Source organism: Anaerotruncus rubiinfantis (genome assembly GCF_900078395.1).
GTDB classification, from domain to species: Bacteria; Bacillota; Clostridia; order Oscillospirales; family Ruminococcaceae; genus Anaerotruncus; species Anaerotruncus rubiinfantis.
Genome location: NZ_FKLA01000009.1, coordinates 1,327,934 through 1,351,427, shown reverse-complemented (window position 1 = coordinate 1,351,427; position 23,494 = coordinate 1,327,934). Strand labels below are relative to the sequence as shown.

Below are 23,494 nucleotides of genomic sequence, written 5' to 3'. Positions count from 1 at the left end.
AAAATCCAGATTTATAACAGCATCTCATGCAGGATTCATTGTTGGACAATCTGAACGATAACGACATAAACAAAACGGTGAGATTCCCGCTGCGGATACTACAGCGGGAATCTCACCGCCCGCAAAGGCTACGCCGGGCTAACCCCCGCTTTGCCTTTCATATCCACGGTCTATTTCGGTATTCAGCCGTTTTTCAAGAATTCATCAATCTCTTTCTTCACTTCAGTAAATTCCGGGAAGTCTTTATACATCTTATCAATTGCAGATTTGAATTCGGCAGCATCCACATCGGTTATCTTCATACCAGCAGCTTCCATTTCTTTTTCCATATTGGCGGTTTCATTCCTAGCAATTTCCGAAGCATAATCTCCAGCTTCCTGAGAAGCTTCCAGCATAACCTTTTGATACTCCTGAGGCAATGCATTGAACCACTGATCGCCCACAATCAGTGCCGTAAAAAGCTGGATATGTCCGGTACGGCTCATGTATTCCGCAACTTCCTGCAAACGCGCTGCATAGATTCCCGGTGTCTGCCCTTCGGCGCCATCCACTACCTTGGTTTCCATAGCATTATAAATGTCATTCCAGGGCAGCCCCGTGGGTTTCGCGCCAAGCGCTTCAATCATTTTGTTATAGAGAGGAGTGCCTGGGGAACGGATTCGCAGACCGGACAGATCTGCAACTTTTGTAACTTCTTTATTGGTGATAAAGTTTCTGGAACCTTGCCACCAGTTAAAGGTGAGAATTTTGTAGCCTTCTTTTTTATTCAGATCATCATACATTTTTTGCGCAATATCAGAGGAAATTACTTTTTTGCCGTCCTCATAACTTTCGTAGATGTATGGCGCATTTAAAATAGCCAATTCCGGAACAGAACCAGAGAAGCGGGAAGCATCACTGATACATCCAACATTGGAGCCGGTTTTAATCTGTTCGAGCAGATCAGGTGTATCACCCAATTGATTGGAATGGTAAACCTCGACTTGTACTCCCCCATTGGTTCCCGCCTCTACAATTTCTTTATATTTATATAAACCTATTGTAACGGGATCTTTATCACCTTGAACATATCCCAATTTGATGGTATAAACTTTATCCGGCTTTTCCGCGCTTTCCACTGAATCTCCAGAGGCTTTTGGAGATTCGGCCTGAGCCTGAGGAGCTGCACTTTGGTTTCCGCCGCCACATGCGCTAGTTGTAAACAGTAAAATTGCCGCTAATAAGAATCCTCCCAGTTTTTTCATTGCCTTCTTTTTCATTTCTTCTGCTCCTTTTAATTTAGTAGTAGTTATTAAAGCCCCTCTCCAAGGGCAAAAATCACATTTTAAGAAGGGTAATGTTTTGAAAACGCTTTCTAATTGATTTAATCAAAACTATATCATATGGATTTATTTTTGTCAATATATCATATTAATAATTTACTTTTAATTATATTATTATATTAATTATCCATATAAATTTCGAAGCGCTTTCAATTTTTCCGAAATATTCTTCACTTCACTGGCAAAATCAGGGGTTAATTGGAAAAACAGAAGCCCCGGACAGGAATTCCTGTCCGGGGCTTCTGTTACATTTTGGGAGATTGCCGACCGGTGTGATCAATGGTATACGGCGCGGGGTATATAAGTTCTCCAACCGTGACAAAATGGTAACCCCGTGTCGTGAGCTGGTCGAGTGTTTGTGCCAGCGCGGCGGGGGTGTTTGCCTTGCCTGCGTGCCAAAGCATGATATCCCCCGGGGCGGCCCGGCCGCATACCTTCTCCACCATCTCTTCCACTGGCGGTGTCTTCCAGTCAACCGAATCGTTGGACCATTGAATAGCCTCCCAGCCAAGGGCACGCGCAGTCGAGATCACCATATCGTTATATGCACCGGACGGAGCCCGGAAGAGATGCAGCTTCTGTCCGGTCGTTTCCTCAATGATCCGTTTTGAATCGTCAAGCTCCTTTACGATCTCCTCCCGGCCAAGCTTCGTCATATCGGGATGGGTATTGGAATGGCTTCCAAGCTCATGCCCGGCCGCGGACAGTTTTTTGGCCGCTTCCGGATATTTTTTGCACCAGTCGCCCACCAGGAAAAAGGTCGCCTTGATTTTGCGTTCGTCAAGTAACCCGATCAGCTTGTCGATGTCGCTGTCATCCCAGGCACAGTTGATCCCGAGCGCCGCGACTTTTTCCTCGGTATCCACTGAATAAACCGGCAATTCCCGTTTCGCGGCGGAGGTGTGCATCGCACGGCCCGCCACACCGAACAGCAGCAGAACCCCCAGCAGAATGCACCCCACCGCCGGAAGGACTGCCCTTCGCGAATATACCCTGTACATACGATCACCTCATGGTATCTATATGCGCGGATGCTCCCATTCAGACGGCCACAACAACTATCCACTGGCGCATGAACGGCACCAAGAGAAAAAAGCCACCAAGAGCAGGATCACGTGGAATTACGCAAAGGAACGTTGTATTTCGAACGGTACCAAGCCTGAGTTTCTTTGAATACAATCAAAGATGTGAACGATTGGCTACTTCGATACATGTTTTTTGTAGCTTGCTGTTTCTCTGGCCCTTGCGTAAAAACCTTCGCAAGCATTTTTTAATCTATTCTTTGGTGAATCCTTACCTTTCTTCTATTTCCCAGTAACTGTATCCTTCCTGATACAGGCTTTCCATTTCTTCGTAGTACTTTTTGATTGCCATATATTTTCTTGACCTAGTAAAGTCCCCGCTGCACTTCTATCCTACAGCAGGGGCTCTGCAACTATCTTTTCCCCTTGGTACAGTAGCACAGTTCATTTGGGAATGGTCTCAGGATGTCAAAAAACTGTCATTCGGCACTATCCCGATTATCTTGATATCGAACCGATAAACTAACGGATTTCACGCTGCTCTTTAAAGATATCCCATACAACGGCATCCATCTTGTTGTACATGACATCTTTCTGCATACGGTAAAGATTTTGCATTGTAATAGCGGCACTTTCATGGGCGAACCCGTCGCTGCCGTCAGTCCTGAGACCTTTTTCTGCGAGCATCAAGGCCTGGAGGCCACCGAACAAAGCAGTGCTGACTCTGAAAGCGCAACTATTCTTGGCACCGTCGCAGATGATGCCGGACCAGCAGGTTACCCCGGTGACAAGCAGATCGTTGATCTGTTTCGCGCTCATGTTATGTAGAAATGCAACTCCTGCCATAGCCGCCTGGGACGCCGTGGAAGCGCAATAACACATGGGACCCATGTAGGCCAGTTCCTTGGTATTGTATTTCAGGAATACGTTGATTAGATACCCAAATGCGACGGCGCGCATGGTTTTCTCTTCGCTCAAGCCCAGATACTGCGCAGCGCCCCATGCCGTCATGGTGATGATGGTGCCCTGGTTGCCGCTGCACATGCTCATCATAGCCGGATAGTCGCTGCCGCCCATCCGGGCGTCCACGCCTGCGGTGCCCCAAATCACGGCCTGGGTAAATTCGCTGTCCGCCAACTGGCCATTCTTGATATTATCACGCAGGGTGCGTGCAACCTGTATGCCGCGCGGGTTATTGAGCCCATCCTCGGTAAGCCGTTTGTTTGCCGCGATCGCTTCTTTCATTTTCGCAATGAAGCTGATGTCGCAATTTTGGCAGAAATCCCAGATTCCTTCGATGGTGAACGTATTCCAGTCAATGTCCTTGTAGGGGTTGACCTGTTCGGCCAAGGGCGTGCGTTCGTCCTTGATAACTTTCCCGTCCGCTTCGATATAAACGCATTTGTCATGTTTATCCTCAAAGATAAGCGTTACGGTATTCTCATCCGAAGACACGGTCATCTTTGTGTAAACCTGCCTGCCAGTGCTGTTGTCCATTTCCAGGCTGAAATCGGCCTTTTTAATCAGTTCCTCCGCGGCCTTTACATCCGCAGGCGTGACCGAATGCAGGGCCTGTTTGCCCGCGTCGGGATCCCCGGCGATCAGCCCGCAGGCAGTCGCAATAAATGCGCCAGTCTTGCCGCCTGTGTTGGGAACGCCCACTTTCTGAACGCCCATGACGATCAGGCCGCAGCCTTCCATCTCCACTTTTTTGATTTCACCCGGAACATATTTGCGGGCAATCGCTCCGCCTAAGGCAAACAGCATCGGCTCTGTGCATCCCAGCGCCAGAGAGGTTTCCTTTTCAAGGATGTCTTGGAAGATTGTCTTTTTCATAAGTACGACCATTCCTTTCATTCTGCGAAAGTCACAAAACAGAACATAGCTGCAGGCCTTCGCAATGTTTTTGTACATTATGTATAAAATTGTAGCAAGGGACGATACAGGGAAAAAGGATATCAACCATGATAAAAATGACCTGGACAATTTGATATACGTTAACCCGCGGGGAGTGGAAAACATATTTCGATTTTTGTAAAAAGGTTGCTCGGAAAGGAATCCTTCATCCGCTGCTATAGGCTGTCGACTAAATTACCTGTAATTCTCGTTCTCATTCTATAATGGTGACAAGGGGGACTCGCTCATGATGGGATGGCAGAGCGGGCAGATTTTTTCAACTAAACAAATTGGGAAGGAACAAGCTAATTTCCGGAACCATAATAAACAGCGCAGTGCAGAGGACCATGATAATGAGAAATGGCGCAGTACCGCGTATAACTTCCACAAGCGACGCTTTTCCTACCTTCATTGACACAAACAGGCAGATCCCGTAAGGAGGAGATATAAAGCCAATCTGAGCACACATAATCGCAATAATACCGAAGTGGATCAGGTTGATATCAAAATGGTTTAATACATTCAATAACACGGGACCCAAAATAATCACAACGCTTGAGACTTCGACGAAACACCCAGCGATAATGAATAGAAGAACGAGACAAAATAGCAATGTATAGCCATTGTCAATATATTCAATAATAAAATTGAATAACTTTGTCGGGATTCTTTGGGTTGTCAAATACCATACAAAAACCCTTGCAGTCGCAACGGTAATCGTAAGTACCGCAGCACTCACAATCGAATCTTTGATCGTAGTGAATATTTGCTTAATCGTCATTGTTTTATAAATGAGCAATTCAACGAGCAACACATAAAAAACGGAAATAATGGCTGCTTCAGTCGGTGTCGCCACCCCGGAATAAATCCCGCCAAGAATAATCACCGGGAACATTAACGCCCAAATACTTTTCTTCACGACACGCAGCTTTTCAAAGAACGGGACAGCTGGTTCTACAGGAATCTTCAGCCTTTTGGCTCTGTACCAGGTATACAGACTGAACCCAAGTGCAGTAATAAGCCCCGGTAAAAAGCCGGCGAGGAACTGCTTGCTGACAGAAGATCCCATCGCCACAGATACCAATAGCATTGCAATACTGGGCGGTATCATGACGCCCAACGTCCCCGAAGCAGTAATAATACCCAAACACAGACCTCTCGGATAGCCGCGTTCCAACAGCTGCGGAAGCATCAGTGCGCCGATCGCAACGACTGTCGCGATGGCTGAGCCTGTTACAGCCCCAAAAAAGACACAGGCAAAAATCGTAGCAATACCTAAACCACCCTTGAATCTGCCTAAAAAAGCGTTGATTGTATTTACAATTCCAGAAGAAGTATTACCGTTTGCGGCAATATTTCCTGAAATGATGAAGAACGGAACAGCCAACAGCGTATAACTATTTAATCCTTCAAAGAGTTGCTGAATCACAATTGTGGCATCGCTTCCGCCTCCCATAGCTCCAACTGTAGAAGCAATCATCACTGTATGGGCAATAGGTACACCGATTATCAGAAACAGAAAAAACACAATAAGGACAATGCTGATCATTGGACGTCATCCCCTCTCTCTAAAGATAGGTTGCTGTCCTCAATGGGAACATCATTGTATATAAAGCGCTTGAGATTTCGAAAGGACTGAATGATATAGCGTGCTCCCATTGTCACGATAGCAATGGAGATGAATATCCAGGTGATATATATGGGGACTAAAAGAGATTCCATTGTCCTGTTAAGGCGTGCTTGCAACATTGTAAAATTGACCGTGTAGTAGAACAGATAAATATAGAACGCACCGCAAATCAGGCTTGTAATACTCTTAAGCAAAAACGCTACTCGTTTGCTTAGAAAGGCATATAGTGTATCAACTGACATATGTCCCTCTTTGGTAACAGCCATGCTTGCTCCGATGAGTGTGGTAATAATCAACATGGTTCGCCCCATTTCGTCAAGCCAGCGAAAGGATTGCATTCCAAGGGTACGAATAATAATGGTGTATATGGTTGCGCATCCTATAAACATCGTAAATGCAACTACAAAAATCGTTTCTGCAGATTGATACAGTTTGCTGATTTTTGTAATAAGATTCTTGAGCAAAATACTGGCGCCCCCTTTTTATGGGAAGAGTCGCATCAAGGACCCCACCCTTGTGATTCAAAAACATTATACAATTAAACGGTAGATTTCAATTTGTTTATTTTCCCCGCCTCAGGAGGGGGAAATAAACAAATATCTTATCGACAGTTTGGATCAGGATGCATATTAATCCAATCCAACACTTTTACGAGCTTCCATATATGCCTTATAAGTCTCGGGAGCAACCTGTTTTGCGAACTTATCCCAAACAGGCTTAGTCGCGTCTTTAAAACTCTGAACCTCTTCCGCCGTCAAATCCTCAAACCAAACCACCTTGCCGCCTGCCGCTACATACTCCTCAGCGGCCTGATCCATGATTTTGTTGAATTCTTCATCGCCGTATGACTCAGCCTCTCTAGCGCACTGCTTAATGATCTCATACTGTTCGGGAGTAATTTTATCCAGTACCTTTTCGGACATAATGAGGGGATTTACGCTCATGAACATACCTAATTGAGTATGGAAGCGTTCCTGTTCATAGAACTTATACTGCATCACATACAAAAGAGGATTGTCTTCCCCGTCTATGACTCCCTGCTGTAGAGCAGTATACAATTCACTAAATGTAATAGTAGAAGTAGTCGCCCCCAACGCATTGTATGCATCGGCATAAATTTCACCGGCAACGACACGGAAGCTCAAACCTTTCATATCGTCTGCATGGCGTATTTCACGTTTTGTGTTGGACAAACCTCTGAATGAAATCACCATGGGGGAGACCAATCGGACCGGTCCTTCTGACGTTATGGCTTCCAGATTGCTAAAGGCACCTGCGTTTTGCGCAGCTCGAAACTCCTCGTGATTGGAAAATGCAAAAGGCATCACATAAATTGAAAAGTCAGGATAGATAGAAGCCGTAACTGTTGAAGATATCGGTGCAAAGTCCAACGACCCGGACACGATTTGATCCAGCATGGACTGTTCACTGCCCAATTGGTTGTTGGGATAAAAGTCAAAAACAATCTGCCCGTTGGTGCGCTCTTCGACAAGCTCCATAAATCGATTGGAATACCTCGACATATAATCGTTTTCACTATTATCGCCTAGTTGCCCGTATGTCAGGACAATGGAGTCTTCTTTGATTGCGCCTGCCGCACTCGTTGATGGGCTCTTTGATAAACTTGTAGCTTCGTCTTTTTGAACGCATCCAGAAATGCCAATGATCAGTACCGTAGATAGAAGCAGCGCAAGTATCTTTTTCATTCCATTCTCTCCTTTTGTTATAGTATTGGCCAAAAATAAGTTCATTTTTTGCGAACACATGCTGATCGCTGATTAAAAAATCCTGGTTTTTGCTTGTCCCACATCCAGGGGGGAAAGCAATGTTCAATTGCTTTTTAATTCGTGTTCAGTACAAAACAGACCATCGCAATGATTTTTATTTTTAAATACCTGTGAATACAGATTCTTACTTGAATAACGGTTTTCCTTCCGGTAAAGGCTTGCAGCCTCCAGCCACTAAAAGCGCGTTGAACATTGTATAAAATCCGCCTACGGCAACGAATAGATATAAATACTTGATCACGGTATTTGTGCCTTCCGCCGGCAGAACCCCATATGTAACAAGCATCGGCAATGTCAAAAATATCACTACCGCTGAGAAACAAAGGAATGTGGTAGCGCTTGCTTTCTTCCTAACACAGATAAGAAGTGGAACTACGGCAACCGCGCTACAGAAATAAGGAATTGCGGATATCTCTGGGGACAGCTCGAATCCCTTCAACTGGCCAATACCTGCCGCTATGTTGAGCCCTCCACCCACACCGCCAAAAAGCGTAGAAAAGATCATAAAAATTGCTGCGTTAAGTGTATCGCCTTTGAGATAGTACAGAACCGTACTGATGAGATAAGGTATGTAACAAGCAAGCTGTACAATACCCATCGCCAAGACTGACTGACCAGAATAAAGCCCTTGGGAACTGCCCCAGAAGCATATTGCCAACATGGAAAAGATAAACGTCAACCCTGGGCCCGGATCACCGATCTCTCTCTTTTTCTCTGTTACCGCAACCGGGTTGTCCACTAATTTTACACTTTCCAATTTTGCATTCCCTCACAACTACATCAATATAAGTATGTTAGATAACAGACCTGCTCGGTAACTCGCCGTGAATGACCGACACAGAATTAAATCTAAATGCTAAAATTCCCCTGTGCGCACATAGCGAATCATCTGTTCAGCGGTTTTTCCATCCAATCCAAGTTTATCAACTGTCTTCCCTTCTTTGCTCCAGTCTATCTCATGGACCAGGCTGAAAAGCGTTACCAGCGAGTCGATCACCGGCGTCTTAAGGCCCAGTTGTGCGGAAAGGCTTCCCCAGCAAAGCAGGATGAAGGGAACGTCCTCGGTCATATAGCGATCGTAAACATCATTGGGCCCCTCGATCGAAGTCATCCCATAGGAGCCATGCCCCATGCTATAGATGCCTTCCCAAGTCAATTCCCCTTCCACACCGCAAAAATCTTCAAGGGCATGCACCTGATACCCCAGCGCGTTGGCAAGCTGATGCCGTTCTTTATTGAGGCCGACGTCTATTTTGAGGCCGGAAGGTGTGAACCCGTGCTCATACAGGAAAAATTTTGATTGGGGTCTCTCAATATTACTCAGGTTTGTAAGGCAGGCTCCCGGGTGCGTGCAAGGGTTGCATAAGCTGAGCGCGCATTCAAGATCATCCTTATAAAGCGTGGGGAACGGATAAAAGTTGTTTTTGATGTCTTCATAGCATTTTTCCGATGCAGACGCCGGGAAGAACGCGATTCCTCCCAGGTGGAACGCATATACATGTACTTTACCAGGCGCTATCACCCTGGTGCTGTAGGGCGGCACATTTGTTTCAGCCATTACGGGGCAGTTTTCATCACCCCAGATCTTGCGATATACCAAAGATGATAAGCAGCTTGCAAACGTAAATACGATCTGACTTGACGAAAGATGTCCTTTCAAAAAGCGAGCATATTCTTCCTGACGATGTCCTGGAACGCATATACAAATATAGTCGGCTCCCCTAACGGCTTTCTCCACATCCGCTGTAACGAGATCAAGCGCGGCTTTTCCCTTGATCTTGCCGATGCTTTCCAGTTCCGGGTTTTTGAAGAGATTCTCGATTCGATGCGCCAGATTTTCCGGCGCGCAGAGGCGAACGGTATGGCCGGCAAGTTTCATGTCAACAGCCAATGTCTGCGCGACATTTCCCGTTCCAAAAATTGCGAATGTTTTCATGATGATCATCATTCCTTTTTCTGCGAAAGGCGAAAGCGGGATAAAACCATCGGCTTTCGCAATGTTTTATTGTACTACTGTACAATAAAAATATACTATGCCCGTTCGCCAAAGTAAAACTTGTAAATTTTATATAGATTATCCAGATATCTTATAATAAATATTGGTGATTGTAGTTTTTGCGGGCAGTTTTCCGATTCCGTGCAATCGGCCCGCCGCTTTCCGGTTGCTTGGACGTATTCGCATAAATCCAACTTTTTAATTGAACTAATCAACGGTATCGCATATAATTTTATTAAAGAAACAATATTGGGAGGTTCGTTATATGTGGTTGGATCCTAAAGTAAGCAGCCTCACACTGATACATTTTGAGTGCTTTGTAACCGTGGTGGAATTGGGCACTACATTAAAAGCCGCTGAAGCCTTGCATATATCTCAACCGCAGGTCAGTCAAAAAATCTCCCAATTGGAGAATTCACTTGATGTTACTTTGTTTACCCGTGAAAACCATCGTCTGATTCTGACGGGGGTGGGGCAGTTATTTTTAGCTCGATGCAGAAAGATGCTGGAAGATTTTAATTCGTCTTTGGTAGAGCTACGTCCCTATTGCAATACTGATAAAATCGATGCATTGCGCATTGGCTTCACCGAAGGTCAGGAGCCTGGAGACATCCTGTCATGGCTACGGGACTTTAAGGCACAATTTCCGGAAACAATAACCAATCCGGTGATTGTGAGATGGGTAGATTCCATAGAGAAGATATTGTGCGGGGAAATTGATTTGTGCATTGTGATCGACGTAGGGGGCTTGTGTGACAACCCCAACATTCAAAGTCTTATCATATGCCCCCTGCCCCTTCACTGTATCGTGCGGAGGGATTCTCTGTTGTCGCATAAAAAAGTTCTGCAATTTTCGGACTTGGATGGCTGCACCTGTTATTATCCATCCTATCAGCGCAATACGAAAATACAAAACGAAAGTCAGGAACTGTTCCAAAAGCAAGTGGTTAATATCCGTTGGGAGAGCAAAGACGCCGACTTTTTTGCCTTGCGGCGCTATCTTGATACGGAAAAGAGCTGCTTTTTAACCTACAGTTCAACAATTGAGGACTCCACTTTAAAAACGTATACGCTGGGCGGTATCACAAAACCGCTTGTGGTTGCTTGGAAAAAATCCAAAACCGCGCATCTCAAATCATACGCCGTGGAACTGGCGGAAATTATTAAAAGATTGCACTTAAGCAATACTGAGTCATGATCACATCCAAAAGACGTGGCATGAATAACAGCCCTATAAGGGCATGATGATACCAACAGCACCGAACGGCGCGTCATAAGCAACGTCAGCCGTACACTGGCGTTGCTTTTCTATTCTTCGATATTTTTTAAAGGGTCTTCGTACTCCTTGAAACTTAACTGATCTGCTATCTGGTCTTCCGTTCCCTGTTCCCGGACGTATTTTGCGATGGCTGCTTTGTTTGCTCCAACCGTACTCACACAGTGCCCTTCCGCCCAAAAGCATCTACGCCCCTACTTGTGCTTCATATTTGCGTATCTCTCGAAAATCATCAACGTACTTTTTCCCTTGAGATATCCCATGAATTCTCTTACGCTTTGCTTTGATGGAATGGATAGCAGCATGTGGATGTGGTCGGGCATCATACGCCCTTCTATAATTTCTATTCTTTTCCGTTTGCACAGGTCTCGTATTATTTGCTGTATATCCTTTTCTTAGTTCTCGATAGATGATCTTCTCCGATACTTAGGGGGTAAGACTATGTGATACTTGCACACCCACTTTGTGTGTGCCAAGCTTTGTTCGTCCATTTGGACTTGACCTCCTTTGGTTGATTGTGCGGCTGGCGAAACCCGCATCCATTCTACCAAAGGAGGTCTTTTTTGCCTTAATCAACGCTATCGCTTTTTCGATCCCACCGGCTATGCCGGTGGTTCTCTTTGTCAAGCAGAACTTATTCTGCTACCCCTATTTTTTACGTTTTAAATTGTGGTATCACCCTTATGCCTTTTTTGTTACTCAAACCCTATAGAGTAATTCGTTGGACCATTGAATAGCCTCCCAGCCAAGGGCACGCGCAGTCGAGATCACCATATCGTTATATGCACCGGACGGAGCCCGGAAGAGATGCAGCTTCTGTCCGGTCGTTTCCTCAATGATCCGTTTTGAATCGTCAAGCTCCTTTACGATCTCCTCCCGGCCAAGCTTCGTCATATCGGGATGGGTATTGGAATGGCTTCCAAGCTCATGCCCGGCCGCGGACAGTTTTTGGCTGCTTCCGGATATTTTTTGCACCAGTCGCCCACCAGGAAAAAGGTCGCCTTGATTTTGCGTTCGTCAAGTAACCCGATCAGCTTGTCGATGTCGCTGTCGTCCCAGGCACAGTTGATCCCCAGCGCCGCGACTTTTTCCTCGGTATCCACTGAATAAACCGGCAATTCCCGTTTCGCGGCGGAGGTGTGCATCGCACGGCCCGCCACACCGAACAGCAGCAGAACCCCCAGCAGAATGCACCCCACCGCCGGAAGGACTGCCCTTCGCGAATATACCCTGTACATACGATCACCTCATGGTATCTATATGCGCGGATGCTCCCATTCAGACGGCACAACAAAAGAAGGATGCACAGCGTGCATCCTTCTTTTGTTCTCTTTTAGACGAGCGACGCAATATAATTACCCGCCTCGAACGCCGCGACCGCACCGTCCCCGGCCGCCGTCACGATCTGACGCAGGGATTTTGTACGGGTATCGCCCGCCGCAAAGACGCCAGGCAGATTGGTACGGGTGTCTTCATTTGCAACGATATAGCCGGTTTTATCGAGTGTGATCTGGCCGGCAAACACCTCGTTATCCGGTACCAAACCGACCGCTACAAACACGCCGTCGGCAGCAATTCTCCGTTCTTCCCCGGTATTTACATCCTTCACCGTGATTGCACCGACCTTTTTCCCATCCTCCTCGGGCAGGATCTCCAGTGGTACCGCACTGAGCACCAGTTCGATATTTTCCCGCTTATAAAGGCTATCGGAAAGCACCTTGGAAGCACGGAACGCATCTCGCCGGTGGATCAGGTAAACCTTCTCACAGACGTTTGAAAGGTAGAGCGCGTCCTCCACGGCGGTGTTGCCGCCGCCGATCACGACGGTAATTTTTCCTTTATAGAAGCCGCCGTCACAGGTTGCGCAATAAGAAACGCCGCGCCCCGCATATTCTTCCTCCCCGGGGATTTCAAGTTTGCGGCGTTTCGCACCGTTGGCAATAATGACCGCTTTGGCAGTGTAATGTTTGCCCGATTGGGTATCGACCGATTTTTCCATCCCGGCCAGTTCCACCGCGTTTACTCCATCGAATTCGATCTTGGCGCCGTGTTCGACCGCCTGGTTATAGAGGTTCATCCCAAGCTCCGCACCGCTGATCTTACCCACAGCCGGATAATTCTCCACCTCGGGAGTATTGGCCATCTGCCCGCCATATACATATTCCTCGAGCACCAATGAACGGTAGCCCGCGCGCTGGACATAGATCGCCGCGGTGAGTCCTGCCGGACCCGCGCCGATGATAATCACGTCATAAGCAGCCATAATCACGTCTCCCAACTATACAAAAACAGTCTTTTTCTTATTTTACCCCATTCAATCAGAATATGCAACAGTTTTTCCCGATCATTCCCCGTCGCATTCGCCAAATCTGCCCTATGATTTTTGTTGCGCTTTTGATATAATACATCTGTTAATTGATCTTTGGAGGCGTTACGCATGTTCGGAATCGAAAAAGAACCCGTCCTGAAAATCGGCGTGGTTGGGCTTGGGCTGATCGGCGGCTCGATGGCAAAGGCGTTCAAACGCTGCACCCCTCATATTGTTTATGGATGCGATAAGGACGCAGCCGTGTTGAATGACGCGGCCGGCTGCAATGCGATCGACCATATGGTCAAGGACTTTGATTTTTCCATGTGCGATCTTGTCTTTATCGCACTCTATCCGCAGCAGACGGTCGACTTTGTAAAAAAGCACATCGGAACCTTCCGTCCCGGCAGTATCCTGATGGATCTGTGCGGCATCAAAGGATATGTCGTCAAAAGCCTCGCCAGTCTTTGCGCCGAACATCAAATTACCTATATCGGCGGCCATCCGATGGCCGGAAAGGAATGTTGGGGATTCTGCGGCGCGGACGCGCAGCTTTTTCGCGGCGCGAGCATGATCGTTACGCCGGACGGCGATACGCCCGAGGAAGCGCTTGATCTGCTCACCGGGCTATTTGCAGATATCGGCTTTGGAACAATCAACCGCACCACCCCCGAAGCGCACGACGCGATGATCGCTTTTACCTCACAGTTGGCGCATGTGGTTTCAAGCGCCTATATCAAAAGCCCGCGCGCGCAGCGGCACGACGGCTTTTCCGCAGGCAGCTACAAGGATCTGACCCGCGTCGCGAAGCTCAATCCCCAGATGTGGACCGAGCTCTTCCTTGAAAACAGCGGTGCGCTGCTCGAGGAGATTGACACGCTCATCACACACATCCACGAATACCGTGACGCGATTGCCGAAGGCGATTCCGAACGGCTTTACAAACTGCTCGACCATGGCAGAAGGATCAAGGAGGCGCTCGACCATGAAAACGATTGATGTTAAAACCGGCAGACCGTATCAAATCCATATCGGGCATGGGCTGCTTTCCCGCTTTCCGGAGCTCTTCGCAGAGGTTTACGGGCAGCGCCGTCCAAAGCTCGCGGTCATCACCGACGACCGCGTGAACGGCCTTGGACATCCTGGCGAAGCCCTGGGGCCTGTTCCAGCGCTCGAAGCGGGACTTCAGGCGGCGGGTTACGAAACCTGCAAGTTCATATTCCCGAATGGCGAACCATCCAAAAATCTGGATACGGTGCGGCAGGTTTACCGCTTTCTTTCCGAAAACGGCATCACCCGCACAGATGTGGTCATCGCGGTCGGCGGAGGCGTGGTCGGCGACCTCGCGGGATTCGCGGCAGCCTCCTGGCTGCGCGGGATCGATTTTGTCCAGGTGCCCACCACCCTGCTCGCAATGGTCGATTCCTCGGTCGGCGGCAAAACCGGCGTGGATATCCCCGAAGGCAAAAATCTCGTCGGCGCTTTCTGGCAGCCGGCGCTTGTCGTCTGCGACACCGCCATGCTTTCCTTTTTGCCTGAAGAGATCTTTTCAGACGGCATGGCCGAAGTTGTCAAATACGGGGCCATCCTCGACGGGGATCTTTTCGCGCTGCTTGAACACGGCGAAATTGACAAGCGGATTGCGGAGATCGTCGCGCGCTGCGTCACACTCAAACGCGATGTCGTTGAGAGCGACGAACGGGACAAGGGCCTGCGTCAGATTTTAAATTTCGGCCACACTTTCGGCCACGCCATTGAAAAGGAATCCCACTTTACCATCACTCACGGACAGGGCGTGGCCATCGGCATGGTTCTGATCGCCCAAGTTTGCGAGAAAGCCGGGATCACCCCGCCGGGAACTGCGGACAAACTCGCCCGGTGCTGCAAAATTTACGGGCTCCCGACCGCCAACCCCTACCCGGTTGAAACGCTTTGCGGGCACGCGCGCGGCGACAAAAAACGCGCCGGAAACAAAATCACGCTGATCACCCTTGACCGGATCGGCAAAGCGGCGCTGCACCCGGTACCGGTGGAAAAGCTCGAAGCCTTCATGCGAGGTGATCTCCATGGCTGATTTTTGCGTCTATCCCGGGGCGCTTCATGGGCAGCTGCCCGCGCCGCCCTCCAAATCGGCGGCGCACCGCGCGCTCATCTGCGCCGCGCTCGCTGACGGAAACAGCGTTGTCGCGCCGCTCGCCAGCTCGGAAGACATGGCAGCGACCACCGGCGTACTGCGTTCAATGGGGACAGAGATTGACTTCACAGCGGATAGCAGCGCAAAGATCACGAGCGGATGCCGGCCCCAGGACAAAATGGTTCTGCTTGACTGCCGCGAAAGCGGCTCAACCCTGCGTTTTCTGCTGCCGGTCGCCTGCGCGCTCGGTCTCACTGCCACGATCGCAGGACGCGGGCGCCTGCCCGAACGGCCGCTCGGCCCGCTGATGCGCGCGCTCAAAGCGCACGGCATCTCCTTTTCCGGCGAAAAGATGCCGTTTATTGTGCGCGGGCGCCTCACCCCGGGACGTTATGAACTTCCCGGGGATGTCAGCAGCCAGTTTGTGAGCGGCCTGCTCTTCGCGCTGCCGCTGCTTGACGAAGCAAGTGAGATCGTCCTCACCTCCCCGCTCCAGTCCGCCGGCTATGTGGACATGACCCTTGCGGCGCTCGGCGTGTCCGGGATCACGGTTGAACCCACCGAAAACGGTTGGAAAATCCCCGGCGGGCAGCATTACCGTCCCGGAGACCGGGCAGTCGAGGCCGACTGGTCGAACGCGGCCTTCTGGCTCTGCGCGGGTGCGGCCGGCGGCGAGGTGCGGCTCACCGGGCTTTCGAGCGTTTCCACACAGGGCGACCGCGCCATCGTGGAAATTCTCAAACGGTTCGGCGCGGACATTTCCGCCGATGCCCACGCGATCCAGTGCAAGGCCGCAAAGCTGCGCGGCATCCGGATCGACGCGGGCCCGATCCCGGATCTTATCCCGGTCCTCGCGGTGACCGCCGCCTTCGCCGAAGGGAAAACCGAAATTTATAACGCCGCGCGTCTGCGGATCAAGGAAAGCGACCGGCTTGCGTCAGTCACCGCGCTGCTGCGTGGGCTTGGCGGGACGGTTGAGGAATTCCCCGACCGGCTTGTCATCCACGGCGGAAAACTTCACGGCGGAATCGTGGACGGCATGAACGATCATCGTATTGTCATGAGCGCGGCAGTGGCGGCGCTCGGCTGCGAAGCGCCGGTCATCATCCGAGACGCGGGCGCAATTGCGAAATCCTATCCGGACTTCTTTGACGACTTTCAAAAATTGGGAGGTGGATGCGATGTCGTCCAGTTGGGGAAAAAACTTTAAAATATCGATCTTCGGCGAGAGCCACGGCCGTTCGATTGGTGTGGTGCTTGACGGGGTTCCCGCCGGGTTTACGCTCGACATGGAGGAGCTGAACGCTTTCATGCAGCGCCGCGCGCCGGGCAAAAACAAAGCGAGCACCCCGCGTAAGGAGCTCGATTCGCCGCAGATCCAGTCCGGCTTTTATAAGGGGGTGACGACCGGCACGCCGCTGTGTGCCGTCATCTTAAACGGCGATCAACATTCCGCCGATTATACGCAGTTCGCCTCGGTCGCACGACCGGGACACGCCGACTACACCGGTTTTCTGCGCTACGCCGGATATAACGACGTGCGCGGCGGCGGGCATTTCTCGGGCAGGCTGACCGCGCCGCTCTGTTTCGCGGGCGGCGTGGCCAAGCAGCTGCTTGCGCGCGAGGGAATCCTGGTGGGCGCGCACGCCTGCCGCATCGCCGGAATTGACGACCGGCGGTTCGATCCCGTTTCGCTCGGCAAAGAAACGCTCCTTTGCGCCGCGTCCCGCAGTTTTCCCACCCTCGACGAAGCCGCCGGGAACCGGATGGCCCAAGCGATTGAAGAAGCGCGCCTGGCGCAGGACTCGGTGGGCGGCGTTGTCGAATGCGGGGTGACCGGCCTTTCGGCCGGGATCGGCTCGCCGATGTTCGACGGGCTTGAAAACACGGTCGCCTCAATCGTATTCGGCATCCCGGCGGTCAAGGGGCTTGAATTCGGCGCGGGCTTTGCCGCAAGCGACCTGCGCGGTTCCGAAAACAACGATCCATTCGCCTTGAAAAATGGAAAAATCGCCGCCGAAACGAACAACGCGGGCGGCATCCTGGGCGGTATCTCGACCGGCATGCCGGTCATCCTGCGCGTTGCCTTCAAACCGACTCCTTCGATCTCTCAGGAACAGCAGACGGTGGATTTTCGCGCGCATACCCAGGGCAATGTCAGCATCCATGGACGGCACGACCCGTGCGTCGTGGTGCGGGCGGTGCCGGTGGTTGAAGCGGCGGTCGCAATCGCTGTTGCGGAAGCGCTTCTGGATGCAAGGGGATACGAAGGACTGCGGGCAACAACGCACCAGAATTAAGCAATTTGCATAAACTATCGCATAAGCTATTGACAAATCGAATTCTTACGCTTATAATACATTCTAAACCGGAGACGGAGAGATAAAACCGCAGGCGCACGCACAGAGAGCCGGGGATGCTGAGAACCCGGACGGAACGCGGGGCGGACAAATGGACTCCCGAGGGCGCGATGAAAGGCCGCAGGCCAAGTATCCCGCGACGTATGCTCACGTTACAGGGCAAGGGGCGTGTTGGCGCTCTGATGAGGTGGATGTCTTTGACATCAATCAAGGTGGTACCGCAGGTTTTGCACCTGTCCTTGTATGAGGACAGGTGTTTTTTGTTGTTGATCCGGAAAACGAACAAAAAAGCCCCGGCACGGTATCATCCCAACATAAATTTTTAGAATTTATGTAAAAGGAGCAAATGAACATGAAAAAGATTTTTGCAGCAATTTTGGCTTTCGCGATGACCGTATCCTTCGCCGCATGCGGCGCAAATGAACAGACGCAGTCCTCCGCGGCGGCTTCGCAAGCGGGCTCCGCCGCTTCTTCCGCATCTGACACCTTCCAGATCGGCCTCGTGCAGATCATGGAGCACACCTCCTTAAACCAGATCCGTGAATCGTTTGAAGCGGAAATGCAAGCGCTCGGCTACGGCCCCGACAAGGTGGCGCTTGACTACCAGAACGCGCAGGGCGACCAGTCGAACCTCAACTCGATCTGCCAGAAGTTTGCCGGAGACGGCAAGGACATGATTGTTGCGATCGCAACCCCTTCGGCGCTCTCCGCCGCGGCCGCCGCGCCGAAGATCCCGCTCGTCTTTTCCGCTGTGACCGATCCGGTCGCCGCCAAGCTCGTCCAGAACCCCGAAGCGCCGGAAGGCATCATCACCGGCACCTCGGACGCGATCCCGATCGACCAGGTATTCGCGCTGATGAAACAGCTCACCCCCAACGTCAAGACGGTCGGCATGATCTATAACCTGGGCGAAATCAACTCGGTGACGGTCATAGACGAAGCCAAGGCCTACTGCGACGCGAACGGCCTTTCCTATGTTGAAGCTACCGTCGCGAACACCGGCGAGGTCCAGCAGGCGGCGCAGTCGCTTGTCGGCAAGTGCGACGCCTTCTACACCCCAATCGACAACACCGTCGCGACCGCGATGTCGGTCTACGCGGACGTGGCGCGGCAAGCAAAGCTCCCGATCTACACCGGCGCCGATTCGATGGTTATCGACGGCGGCTTCGCAACCATCGGCGTCGATTACGTCCAGCTCGGCAAGCAGACCGCCCAGATGGCGGTCAAGGTGCTCGAAGGCACTCCGGTTTCCGAAGTGCCGGTTGAGACACTGACAAACTTCTCCACCACCATCAACACATCCACCGCCGAGGCGATCGGCGTCACCATCCCGTCGGATCTTCTTGCAAACGCAAACGTTGTGGAATAATCCCGCCGGCATAACCCGAAAATTTTTGGAAAGAGTGATCGTATGAGCATGCTCGCACTGCAGGGTGCAATCGAACTGGGACTCATCTACGCGCTGGTCGCGCTGGGGCTGTTCGTTTCCTACCGGGTACTCGATATCCCGGATCTCACAGTGGACGGCAGTTTCACCCTCGGCGCCGCGGTCTGCGCTGTGCTGACCATGAAAGGGCACCCCTATCTGGGGCTGCTGTTCGCGGTTGCGGCCGGATGGATCGCCGGGATGGTCACCGCCTTTTTGCAGACCAAGATGCGCGTCTCCCCCATTCTGGCGGGCATTCTCTCGATGACCGCGCTCTATTCCATCAACCTGTGTGTGATGGGCGGCGCGCCGACCATCGCGCTGCTGGGCATGCCGGGGATTTTCACCCTTTCGCAGGCGGCCTATTATAAAGCGGCAGTGCTGCTCGGTACCGTCATCGTGGTCTGCGCCTTTTTGATCGTCTTTTTCCGCACATCCACCGGGCTTTGTATCCGCGCCACCGGCGACAACGCCGATATGGTGCGTTCCTCCTCGATCAACACCGACCGGATGAAGTTCATCGGCCTGGGGCTGGCAAACGCGCTGGTCGGGCTTTCCGGAGCGCTGATTGCCCAATACCAGAGCTTTGCCGATACCAGCACCGGTGTGGGCATGGTGGTCATCGGGCTTGCGTCGCTCATCGTGGGCGAAGTGGTTTTTGGCCGTCCAAACGTCTGGCGCAACATTCTTGCCGTCGTACTCGGCGCGGTGCTCTACCGCGTGATCATCGCGTTCGTGCTCGCGCGCGGCATGAACCCGCTCTTTCTCAAACTCATCTCCGCCGTGCTGGTCACCGTGGCGATCTGCTATCCAGCCGTAATCGAGCAGTTCAAACTTCGTAAACTGATGAAGGAGGCCGCCAAAAATGCTTGAACTGAAAAACGTCAGCAAGACCTTCTTCCCCGGTACCGTAAATGAACGCCGCGCGCTGATCGATCTGAACCTCACGCTCGCGGATGGGGATTTCGTCACGATCATCGGCGGCAACGGCGCTGGAAAATCCACCCTGTTCAACGCGATTGCCGGCGCGTTTCTGATCGACGCGGGCAACATCTGGCTCGATGGGGAAAACATTACCTTTCAGCGCGATTACCGGCGCGCCAGGCACATCGGGCGGCTGTTCCAGGACCCGCTGGGGGGTACGGCGCCGAACATGACCATTGAGGAGAACCTTGCGATGGCTTATCTGCGCGGCACCAGGCGCGGCTTCTCCTTCGGCGTGAGCAAAAAAGACCGGGCGTTTTTCCGCGACCGGCTCGCAGAGCTGGATCTGGGGCTGGAGGACCGGCTTGACACCAAAATGGGACTCCTCTCCGGCGGGCAGCGGCAGGCGGTCACGCTGATGATGGCCACCATCGTCACCCCAAAACTTCTGCTGCTTGATGAGCACACCGCCGCGCTCGACCCCGCGACCGCCGAAAAGGTCTCACTTCTCACGCAGGAGATCGTCCGCAAGGATAAGATCACCACCATGATGATCACCCACAACATGCACCAGTCGCTCTCCTGCGGCAGCCGCACCATCATGATGGACGAAGGCAGGATCATCCTGGATATCAGCGGACCGGAACGCAGCGGCATGACAGTTCCGAAGCTGCTGACACTTTTTAAGAAGCAGAGCAGCAAGGAATTTGATAACGACCGCATGATGCTTGGATAAAAATAAAAGCCGCTCCCGGCGAAACCGGGGACGGCTTTTATTTTTAGGATTTTACAGCCCTTCGACCGCCTTCTCGAACCGCGGAAGCAGTCCGATCCGATCCGGCCCGAGATGCACCTGAAACTGGTAGATGTCATGTCCCGGGAAATGATTCGCCTCGATCAGCATCGGGCCTTTTTCGGAAACCGCCACGTCCCAGCCGATGTACCCGAGCTCCGGGATGCGCATCGCGGCTTCCTTCACGAGCGCGACCGACTCCTGATAAAACGGAATCTGGCAGCCTGCAAGTTCCACTCCGGTCATCGGGTGGGTATGGTAGGCCTTGCCGTCCTTATCCGCGCCCGGCGTGGAAATCTTTCCGGTGTCCATATCCACAATCACGGCCATGCCGCCCGAATTGAGGTTGTCTACCTTCTTGCCGTTGCCGATGCGCATGCTCGAAAAGACCAGATGCACCGTATCATGATTTTTGATGGTCACCAGCCGCAGCGTATTGACCGACAGCGGATAAATTTTGCTGATATCCGGGTGCTGGACGATAAAGTCCTCCGCCAGATATTGTTTGCCCGCCATCAGCATGTCATAAAGCCCGACAATCTGGCTCTTGTCCGAAATTTCAATGAACTCCACCCCGCGCCCGCAGGTTCCGTCGAGCGGCTTTGCAACAAACTTCGGATGCTTTTCACAGAACGCTTCAAATTCCCCGTGGGAGGTTTCCCGCAGATCAATCCAGCTGCGGCCGGTCAGCCCGTCAAACCGCTTGAGGAATTCGATCTTATCCTCCAGAAGATGCCAATTCTCCTGCGGGTTTAAAAGCCGGACGAACCGGTTATTCTGGCCTCGGGTGATATAGGTTCTGCGCTGGGCAGCGTTCAAAAGGTAAAACTCGAACACCAGATAATCCATATAGCCCGCCTGGTATTTGAATCCGCAGGCTGCGATATCCGCAAGGATCATGAGCGTATTTTTACCGGTTCGCGCATGTACGGTCTTTGCAGTTTTGAACATTGCGCCGTAATCCATCCCGGCGATGCGGCTGAGCACATATTTGAGATTGGGCATAGCCTTCTCCATCCATTCTTTTGATTTGCGCGGCATTTCCCACGCCTTGTCCGCTTTGTCCATTATATCTGATCATCCGACAATTTTCAACAAGCGCTTTTTCCCTGTGCAATAAAATGCCGCCTATGCCGCACTTATTGAGTACAATCCATTCCTATGAAAGTATGAGGTCAATTATGAAAAAAATCTTAACCGCTTTGATCCTTTCCGCCCTGCTGCTTACGGCAGCGGCTTGTTCCACGGGAGCCCCGCCCGCTGAACCCGTCTCCACCGCCGCTTCTTCCGAGCCGGATCTGGAATCCTCCAGTTCCATCATTGAGGCCGCCGAACAGCTCGTCCCGGACGATGCGATTGATTATAAAGGCGCAGTCGTTTCGGTGGAAACCCAAGACGGCGGCAAAACCGGCTCTCTCACCATGCAGGATGATTCCGGCGAGGAATATATTTTTCATTTTAATGAGAGCACGATCATCGGCATCGACCTTTCCGCAGTCCAGCCCGGGGATCTGCTCAACATCCGGCACAGCCCGGCCGCCACATTCAGCATCCCGCCCCAGAGCGCCGCTTATGAAATTCTCTCCGCCGGCCAGGCTCAGGATATCCCCCTTGCAAGCGAACCGATCCATGTCGCTGACGCTGCGGTCTACCGCGGCGTGGTGGACGACTTTGCCGTGGATGACAATGGGCACACCGCCCTGATCCTGCGGCAGGTGCCCGGCACCGATTTCGGCTACCCGGTCCTGCAGGCCGTTCTGGACGAAAATACACGGTACAGCTTTGACACCACAGGTATGGGCAACGGCTCATATCTGGAAATTTTCTACGGCGGCCAGCCGGACGCTTCCGGAACTGTCACCGCCATCGCGGTCAATGACATGGGACCTGTGGATCTTGTGGTCTATAACGGTATCCTCGTCGAAGCAAACACCGAAGAAAACTACCTGCTGCTTGACCCGGTTGACGAAAACGGCATGCAGTACCGGTTCAATTTCAACGATTCCACCCAGTTTTATCTGGATTTCAACGCACTTGCACCCGGCGACAAGCTCAATGTCCTGCATGATGCGGCTTCTACCCGCAGCATCCCGCCCCAGAGTTTCGCGCGTGAGGTGCGTCCAATGGCCGCGCTTGAAAATGCTCCCACACCCATCCCTGCGGCCAATCCCACTTCATCCGCCCTTTCCTGAAAACCCACAGAAAAAGCCCGCAGCCAATTGGCCGCGGGCTTTTTCGTTTTTGCACAGGCCCTTCAAAATTTCCGGGAAACATTTCACTGTTTTTCTTCAAGTTCCTGGATTCGCTTCTCCAGATCCTCTATTTTTCGCGACTGTTCTGTATAAAGCTCGGTAGCGACGGCCAGCACAACCGCCAGAAAAGCGGCGGCACGATAAATGTGCTGCGGGTCCAGCAGATATCCCGCGAAGAAGAAGGTAAACAGAAAGACAAGGATCAGCCAGATGGTAAGCGTCGATAAAAAACGTTTCATAGGAACCTCCTGCCATGTGGATTTCCCAAAGAAAATCCATTTTTTTCATATTATCATATTCTCTCCCCACCCACAAGATACAGAAAAAACTGGGCAGACCGGTCTTTAGGCCCCGCCTACCGCAAAGGC

The 23,494-nt window shown here is 51.5% G+C and carries 20 protein-coding genes and 2 pseudogenes; 9 read left to right on the top strand and 13 right to left on the bottom strand.

The annotated features are described in order from the left end of the window. Positions 1–182: 182 nt before the first annotated feature. The 8 genes from BN4275_RS11975 to BN4275_RS11940 all read right to left on the bottom strand — a co-directional run bounded on the left by BN4275_RS11975 (position 183) and on the right by BN4275_RS11940 (position 9,605). A complete protein-coding gene (locus BN4275_RS11975; RefSeq protein ID WP_079988248.1) occupies positions 183–1,259 on the bottom strand; it encodes a C4-dicarboxylate TRAP transporter substrate-binding protein in 1,077 nt (358 codons plus the stop codon). A gap of 308 nt (positions 1,260–1,567) precedes the next feature. Then, complete coding sequence (locus BN4275_RS11970) at positions 1,568–2,323, bottom strand: polysaccharide deacetylase family protein (RefSeq protein ID WP_066458576.1); 756 nt, start codon at positions 2,321–2,323, stop codon at positions 1,568–1,570. A gap of 543 nt (positions 2,324–2,866) precedes the next feature. Further along, positions 2,867–4,180, bottom strand: coding sequence for an L-serine ammonia-lyase, iron-sulfur-dependent, subunit alpha (locus BN4275_RS11965; RefSeq protein WP_066458574.1), 1,314 nt, complete (start codon positions 4,178–4,180; stop codon positions 2,867–2,869). Positions 4,181–4,517: 337 nt separating this feature from the next. Continuing rightward, positions 4,518–5,789: a TRAP transporter large permease gene (locus BN4275_RS11960; protein ID WP_066458564.1), complete on the bottom strand. Its 1,272-nt coding sequence runs from the start codon at positions 5,787–5,789 to the stop codon at positions 4,518–4,520. Next, on the bottom strand, positions 5,786–6,334 hold the full coding sequence (locus BN4275_RS11955; RefSeq protein ID WP_066458562.1) for a TRAP transporter small permease: 549 nt from the start codon (positions 6,332–6,334) through the stop codon (positions 5,786–5,788). The genes BN4275_RS11960 and BN4275_RS11955 overlap by 4 nt, the downstream gene beginning before the upstream one ends. A 165-nt stretch (positions 6,335–6,499) precedes the next feature. Further along, positions 6,500–7,576 carry a TRAP transporter substrate-binding protein gene (locus BN4275_RS11950; protein ID WP_066458560.1) on the bottom strand — a complete coding sequence of 359 codons (1,077 nt, stop codon included), beginning with the start codon at positions 7,574–7,576 and terminating at the stop codon, positions 6,500–6,502. Positions 7,577–7,781: 205 nt separating this feature from the next. Further along, complete coding sequence (locus BN4275_RS11945) at positions 7,782–8,414, bottom strand: hypothetical protein (RefSeq protein WP_066458557.1); 633 nt, start codon at positions 8,412–8,414, stop codon at positions 7,782–7,784. 99 nt (positions 8,415–8,513) lie between these two features. After that, positions 8,514–9,605, bottom strand: coding sequence for an NAD/NADP octopine/nopaline dehydrogenase family protein (locus BN4275_RS11940; protein ID WP_242863654.1), 1,092 nt, complete (start codon positions 9,603–9,605; stop codon positions 8,514–8,516). 313 nt (positions 9,606–9,918) lie between these two features. Between BN4275_RS11940 and BN4275_RS11935 the strand changes: the two genes are divergently transcribed. Then, a complete protein-coding gene (locus BN4275_RS11935) occupies positions 9,919–10,851 on the top strand; it encodes a LysR family transcriptional regulator (protein ID WP_066458555.1) in 933 nt (310 codons plus the stop codon). Between the two features lie 110 nt (positions 10,852–10,961). Here BN4275_RS11935 and tnpA read toward each other — a convergent pair. From tnpA to trxB, 3 genes and pseudogenes are all read right to left on the bottom strand, one after another. Further along, positions 10,962–11,420, bottom strand: a pseudogene (gene tnpA, locus BN4275_RS11930) (IS200/IS605 family transposase). A 208-nt stretch (positions 11,421–11,628) separates the two neighbouring features. Beyond that, a pseudogene (locus BN4275_RS11925) lies at positions 11,629–12,074 on the bottom strand (polysaccharide deacetylase family protein). 188 nt (positions 12,075–12,262) lie between these two features. Beyond that, positions 12,263–13,192 carry a thioredoxin-disulfide reductase gene (gene trxB, locus BN4275_RS11915; protein ID WP_066458548.1) on the bottom strand — a complete coding sequence of 310 codons (930 nt, stop codon included), beginning with the start codon at positions 13,190–13,192 and terminating at the stop codon, positions 12,263–12,265. Between the two features lie 174 nt (positions 13,193–13,366). On the opposite strand from trxB, the gene BN4275_RS11910 reads away from it, so the two are divergent. From BN4275_RS11910 to BN4275_RS11875, 7 genes are all read left to right on the top strand, one after another. After that, positions 13,367–14,236, top strand: a complete 870-nt coding sequence (locus BN4275_RS11910; RefSeq protein ID WP_187116785.1) for a prephenate dehydrogenase — start codon at positions 13,367–13,369, stop codon at positions 14,234–14,236. Beyond that, positions 14,223–15,311, top strand: a complete 1,089-nt coding sequence (aroB, locus tag BN4275_RS11905; RefSeq protein ID WP_066458546.1) for a 3-dehydroquinate synthase — start codon at positions 14,223–14,225, stop codon at positions 15,309–15,311. The genes BN4275_RS11910 and aroB overlap by 14 nt, the downstream gene beginning before the upstream one ends. After that, positions 15,304–16,581 (top strand): 3-phosphoshikimate 1-carboxyvinyltransferase, encoded by a 1,278-nt coding sequence (aroA, locus tag BN4275_RS11900; protein WP_066458544.1) that lies wholly within the window; start codon positions 15,304–15,306, stop codon positions 16,579–16,581. The genes aroB and aroA overlap by 8 nt, the downstream gene beginning before the upstream one ends. Beyond that, entirely contained in the window at positions 16,553–17,671 is a 1,119-nt protein-coding gene (gene aroC, locus BN4275_RS11895; protein ID WP_066458541.1) for a chorismate synthase, read from the top strand. Before aroA ends, aroC begins: the two co-directional genes overlap by 29 nt. A gap of 412 nt (positions 17,672–18,083) precedes the next feature. After that, positions 18,084–19,100: an ABC transporter substrate-binding protein gene (locus tag BN4275_RS11885; protein ID WP_066458533.1), complete on the top strand. Its 1,017-nt coding sequence runs from the start codon at positions 18,084–18,086 to the stop codon at positions 19,098–19,100. 42 nt (positions 19,101–19,142) lie between these two features. Continuing rightward, entirely contained in the window at positions 19,143–20,030 is an 888-nt protein-coding gene (locus tag BN4275_RS11880; RefSeq protein ID WP_066458530.1) for an ABC transporter permease, read from the top strand. Beyond that, entirely contained in the window at positions 20,023–20,817 is a 795-nt protein-coding gene (locus tag BN4275_RS11875; RefSeq protein WP_066458527.1) for an ABC transporter ATP-binding protein, read from the top strand. The genes BN4275_RS11880 and BN4275_RS11875 overlap by 8 nt, the downstream gene beginning before the upstream one ends. A gap of 51 nt (positions 20,818–20,868) precedes the next feature. On the opposite strand, the gene BN4275_RS11870 is transcribed toward BN4275_RS11875, so the two are convergent. After that, positions 20,869–21,879, bottom strand: a complete 1,011-nt coding sequence (locus tag BN4275_RS11870) for a sugar-transfer associated ATP-grasp domain-containing protein (protein WP_161940203.1) — start codon at positions 21,877–21,879, stop codon at positions 20,869–20,871. 176 nt (positions 21,880–22,055) lie between these two features. On the opposite strand from BN4275_RS11870, the gene BN4275_RS11865 reads away from it, so the two are divergent. Further along, complete coding sequence (locus BN4275_RS11865; RefSeq protein ID WP_066458520.1) at positions 22,056–23,066, top strand: hypothetical protein; 1,011 nt, start codon at positions 22,056–22,058, stop codon at positions 23,064–23,066. 83 nt (positions 23,067–23,149) lie between these two features. Here BN4275_RS11865 and BN4275_RS11860 read toward each other — a convergent pair whose 3' ends face one another. Continuing rightward, positions 23,150–23,365: a hypothetical protein gene (locus tag BN4275_RS11860; RefSeq protein ID WP_066458517.1), complete on the bottom strand. Its 216-nt coding sequence runs from the start codon at positions 23,363–23,365 to the stop codon at positions 23,150–23,152. Between the last annotated feature and the right edge of the window lie 129 nt (positions 23,366–23,494).

Bases quoted from the DNA above. Each gene is read 5' to 3' on its own strand.
- BN4275_RS11975 (WP_079988248.1), bottom strand. From the start codon at position 1,259: ATGAAAAAGAAGGCAATGAAAAAACTGGGAGGATTCTTATTAGCGGCA.
- BN4275_RS11970 (WP_066458576.1), bottom strand. From the start codon at position 2,323: ATGTACAGGGTATATTCGCGAAGGGCAGTCCTTCCGGCGGTGGGGTGC.
- BN4275_RS11965 (WP_066458574.1), bottom strand. From the start codon at position 4,180: ATGAAAAAGACAATCTTCCAAGACATCCTTGAAAAGGAAACCTCTCTG.
- BN4275_RS11960 (WP_066458564.1), bottom strand. From the start codon at position 5,789: ATGATCAGCATTGTCCTTATTGTGTTTTTTCTGTTTCTGATAATCGGT.
- BN4275_RS11950 (WP_066458560.1), bottom strand. From the start codon at position 7,576: ATGAAAAAGATACTTGCGCTGCTTCTATCTACGGTACTGATCATTGGC.
- BN4275_RS11940 (WP_242863654.1), bottom strand. From the start codon at position 9,605: ATGATGATCATCATGAAAACATTCGCAATTTTTGGAACGGGAAATGTC.
- BN4275_RS11935 (WP_066458555.1), top strand. From the start codon at position 9,919: ATGTGGTTGGATCCTAAAGTAAGCAGCCTCACACTGATACATTTTGAG.
- trxB (WP_066458548.1), bottom strand. From the start codon at position 13,192: ATGGCTGCTTATGACGTGATTATCATCGGCGCGGGTCCGGCAGGACTC.
- BN4275_RS11910 (WP_187116785.1), top strand. From the start codon at position 13,367: ATGTTCGGAATCGAAAAAGAACCCGTCCTGAAAATCGGCGTGGTTGGG.
- aroB (WP_066458546.1), top strand. From the start codon at position 14,223: ATGAAAACGATTGATGTTAAAACCGGCAGACCGTATCAAATCCATATC.
- aroA (WP_066458544.1), top strand. From the start codon at position 15,304: ATGGCTGATTTTTGCGTCTATCCCGGGGCGCTTCATGGGCAGCTGCCC.
- aroC (WP_066458541.1), top strand. From the start codon at position 16,553: ATGTCGTCCAGTTGGGGAAAAAACTTTAAAATATCGATCTTCGGCGAG.
- BN4275_RS11885 (WP_066458533.1), top strand. From the start codon at position 18,084: ATGAAAAAGATTTTTGCAGCAATTTTGGCTTTCGCGATGACCGTATCC.
- BN4275_RS11880 (WP_066458530.1), top strand. From the start codon at position 19,143: ATGAGCATGCTCGCACTGCAGGGTGCAATCGAACTGGGACTCATCTAC.
- BN4275_RS11875 (WP_066458527.1), top strand. From the start codon at position 20,023: ATGCTTGAACTGAAAAACGTCAGCAAGACCTTCTTCCCCGGTACCGTA.
- BN4275_RS11870 (WP_161940203.1), bottom strand. From the start codon at position 21,879: ATGCCCAATCTCAAATATGTGCTCAGCCGCATCGCCGGGATGGATTAC.
- BN4275_RS11865 (WP_066458520.1), top strand. From the start codon at position 22,056: ATGAAAAAAATCTTAACCGCTTTGATCCTTTCCGCCCTGCTGCTTACG.
- BN4275_RS11860 (WP_066458517.1), bottom strand. From the start codon at position 23,365: ATGAAACGTTTTTTATCGACGCTTACCATCTGGCTGATCCTTGTCTTT.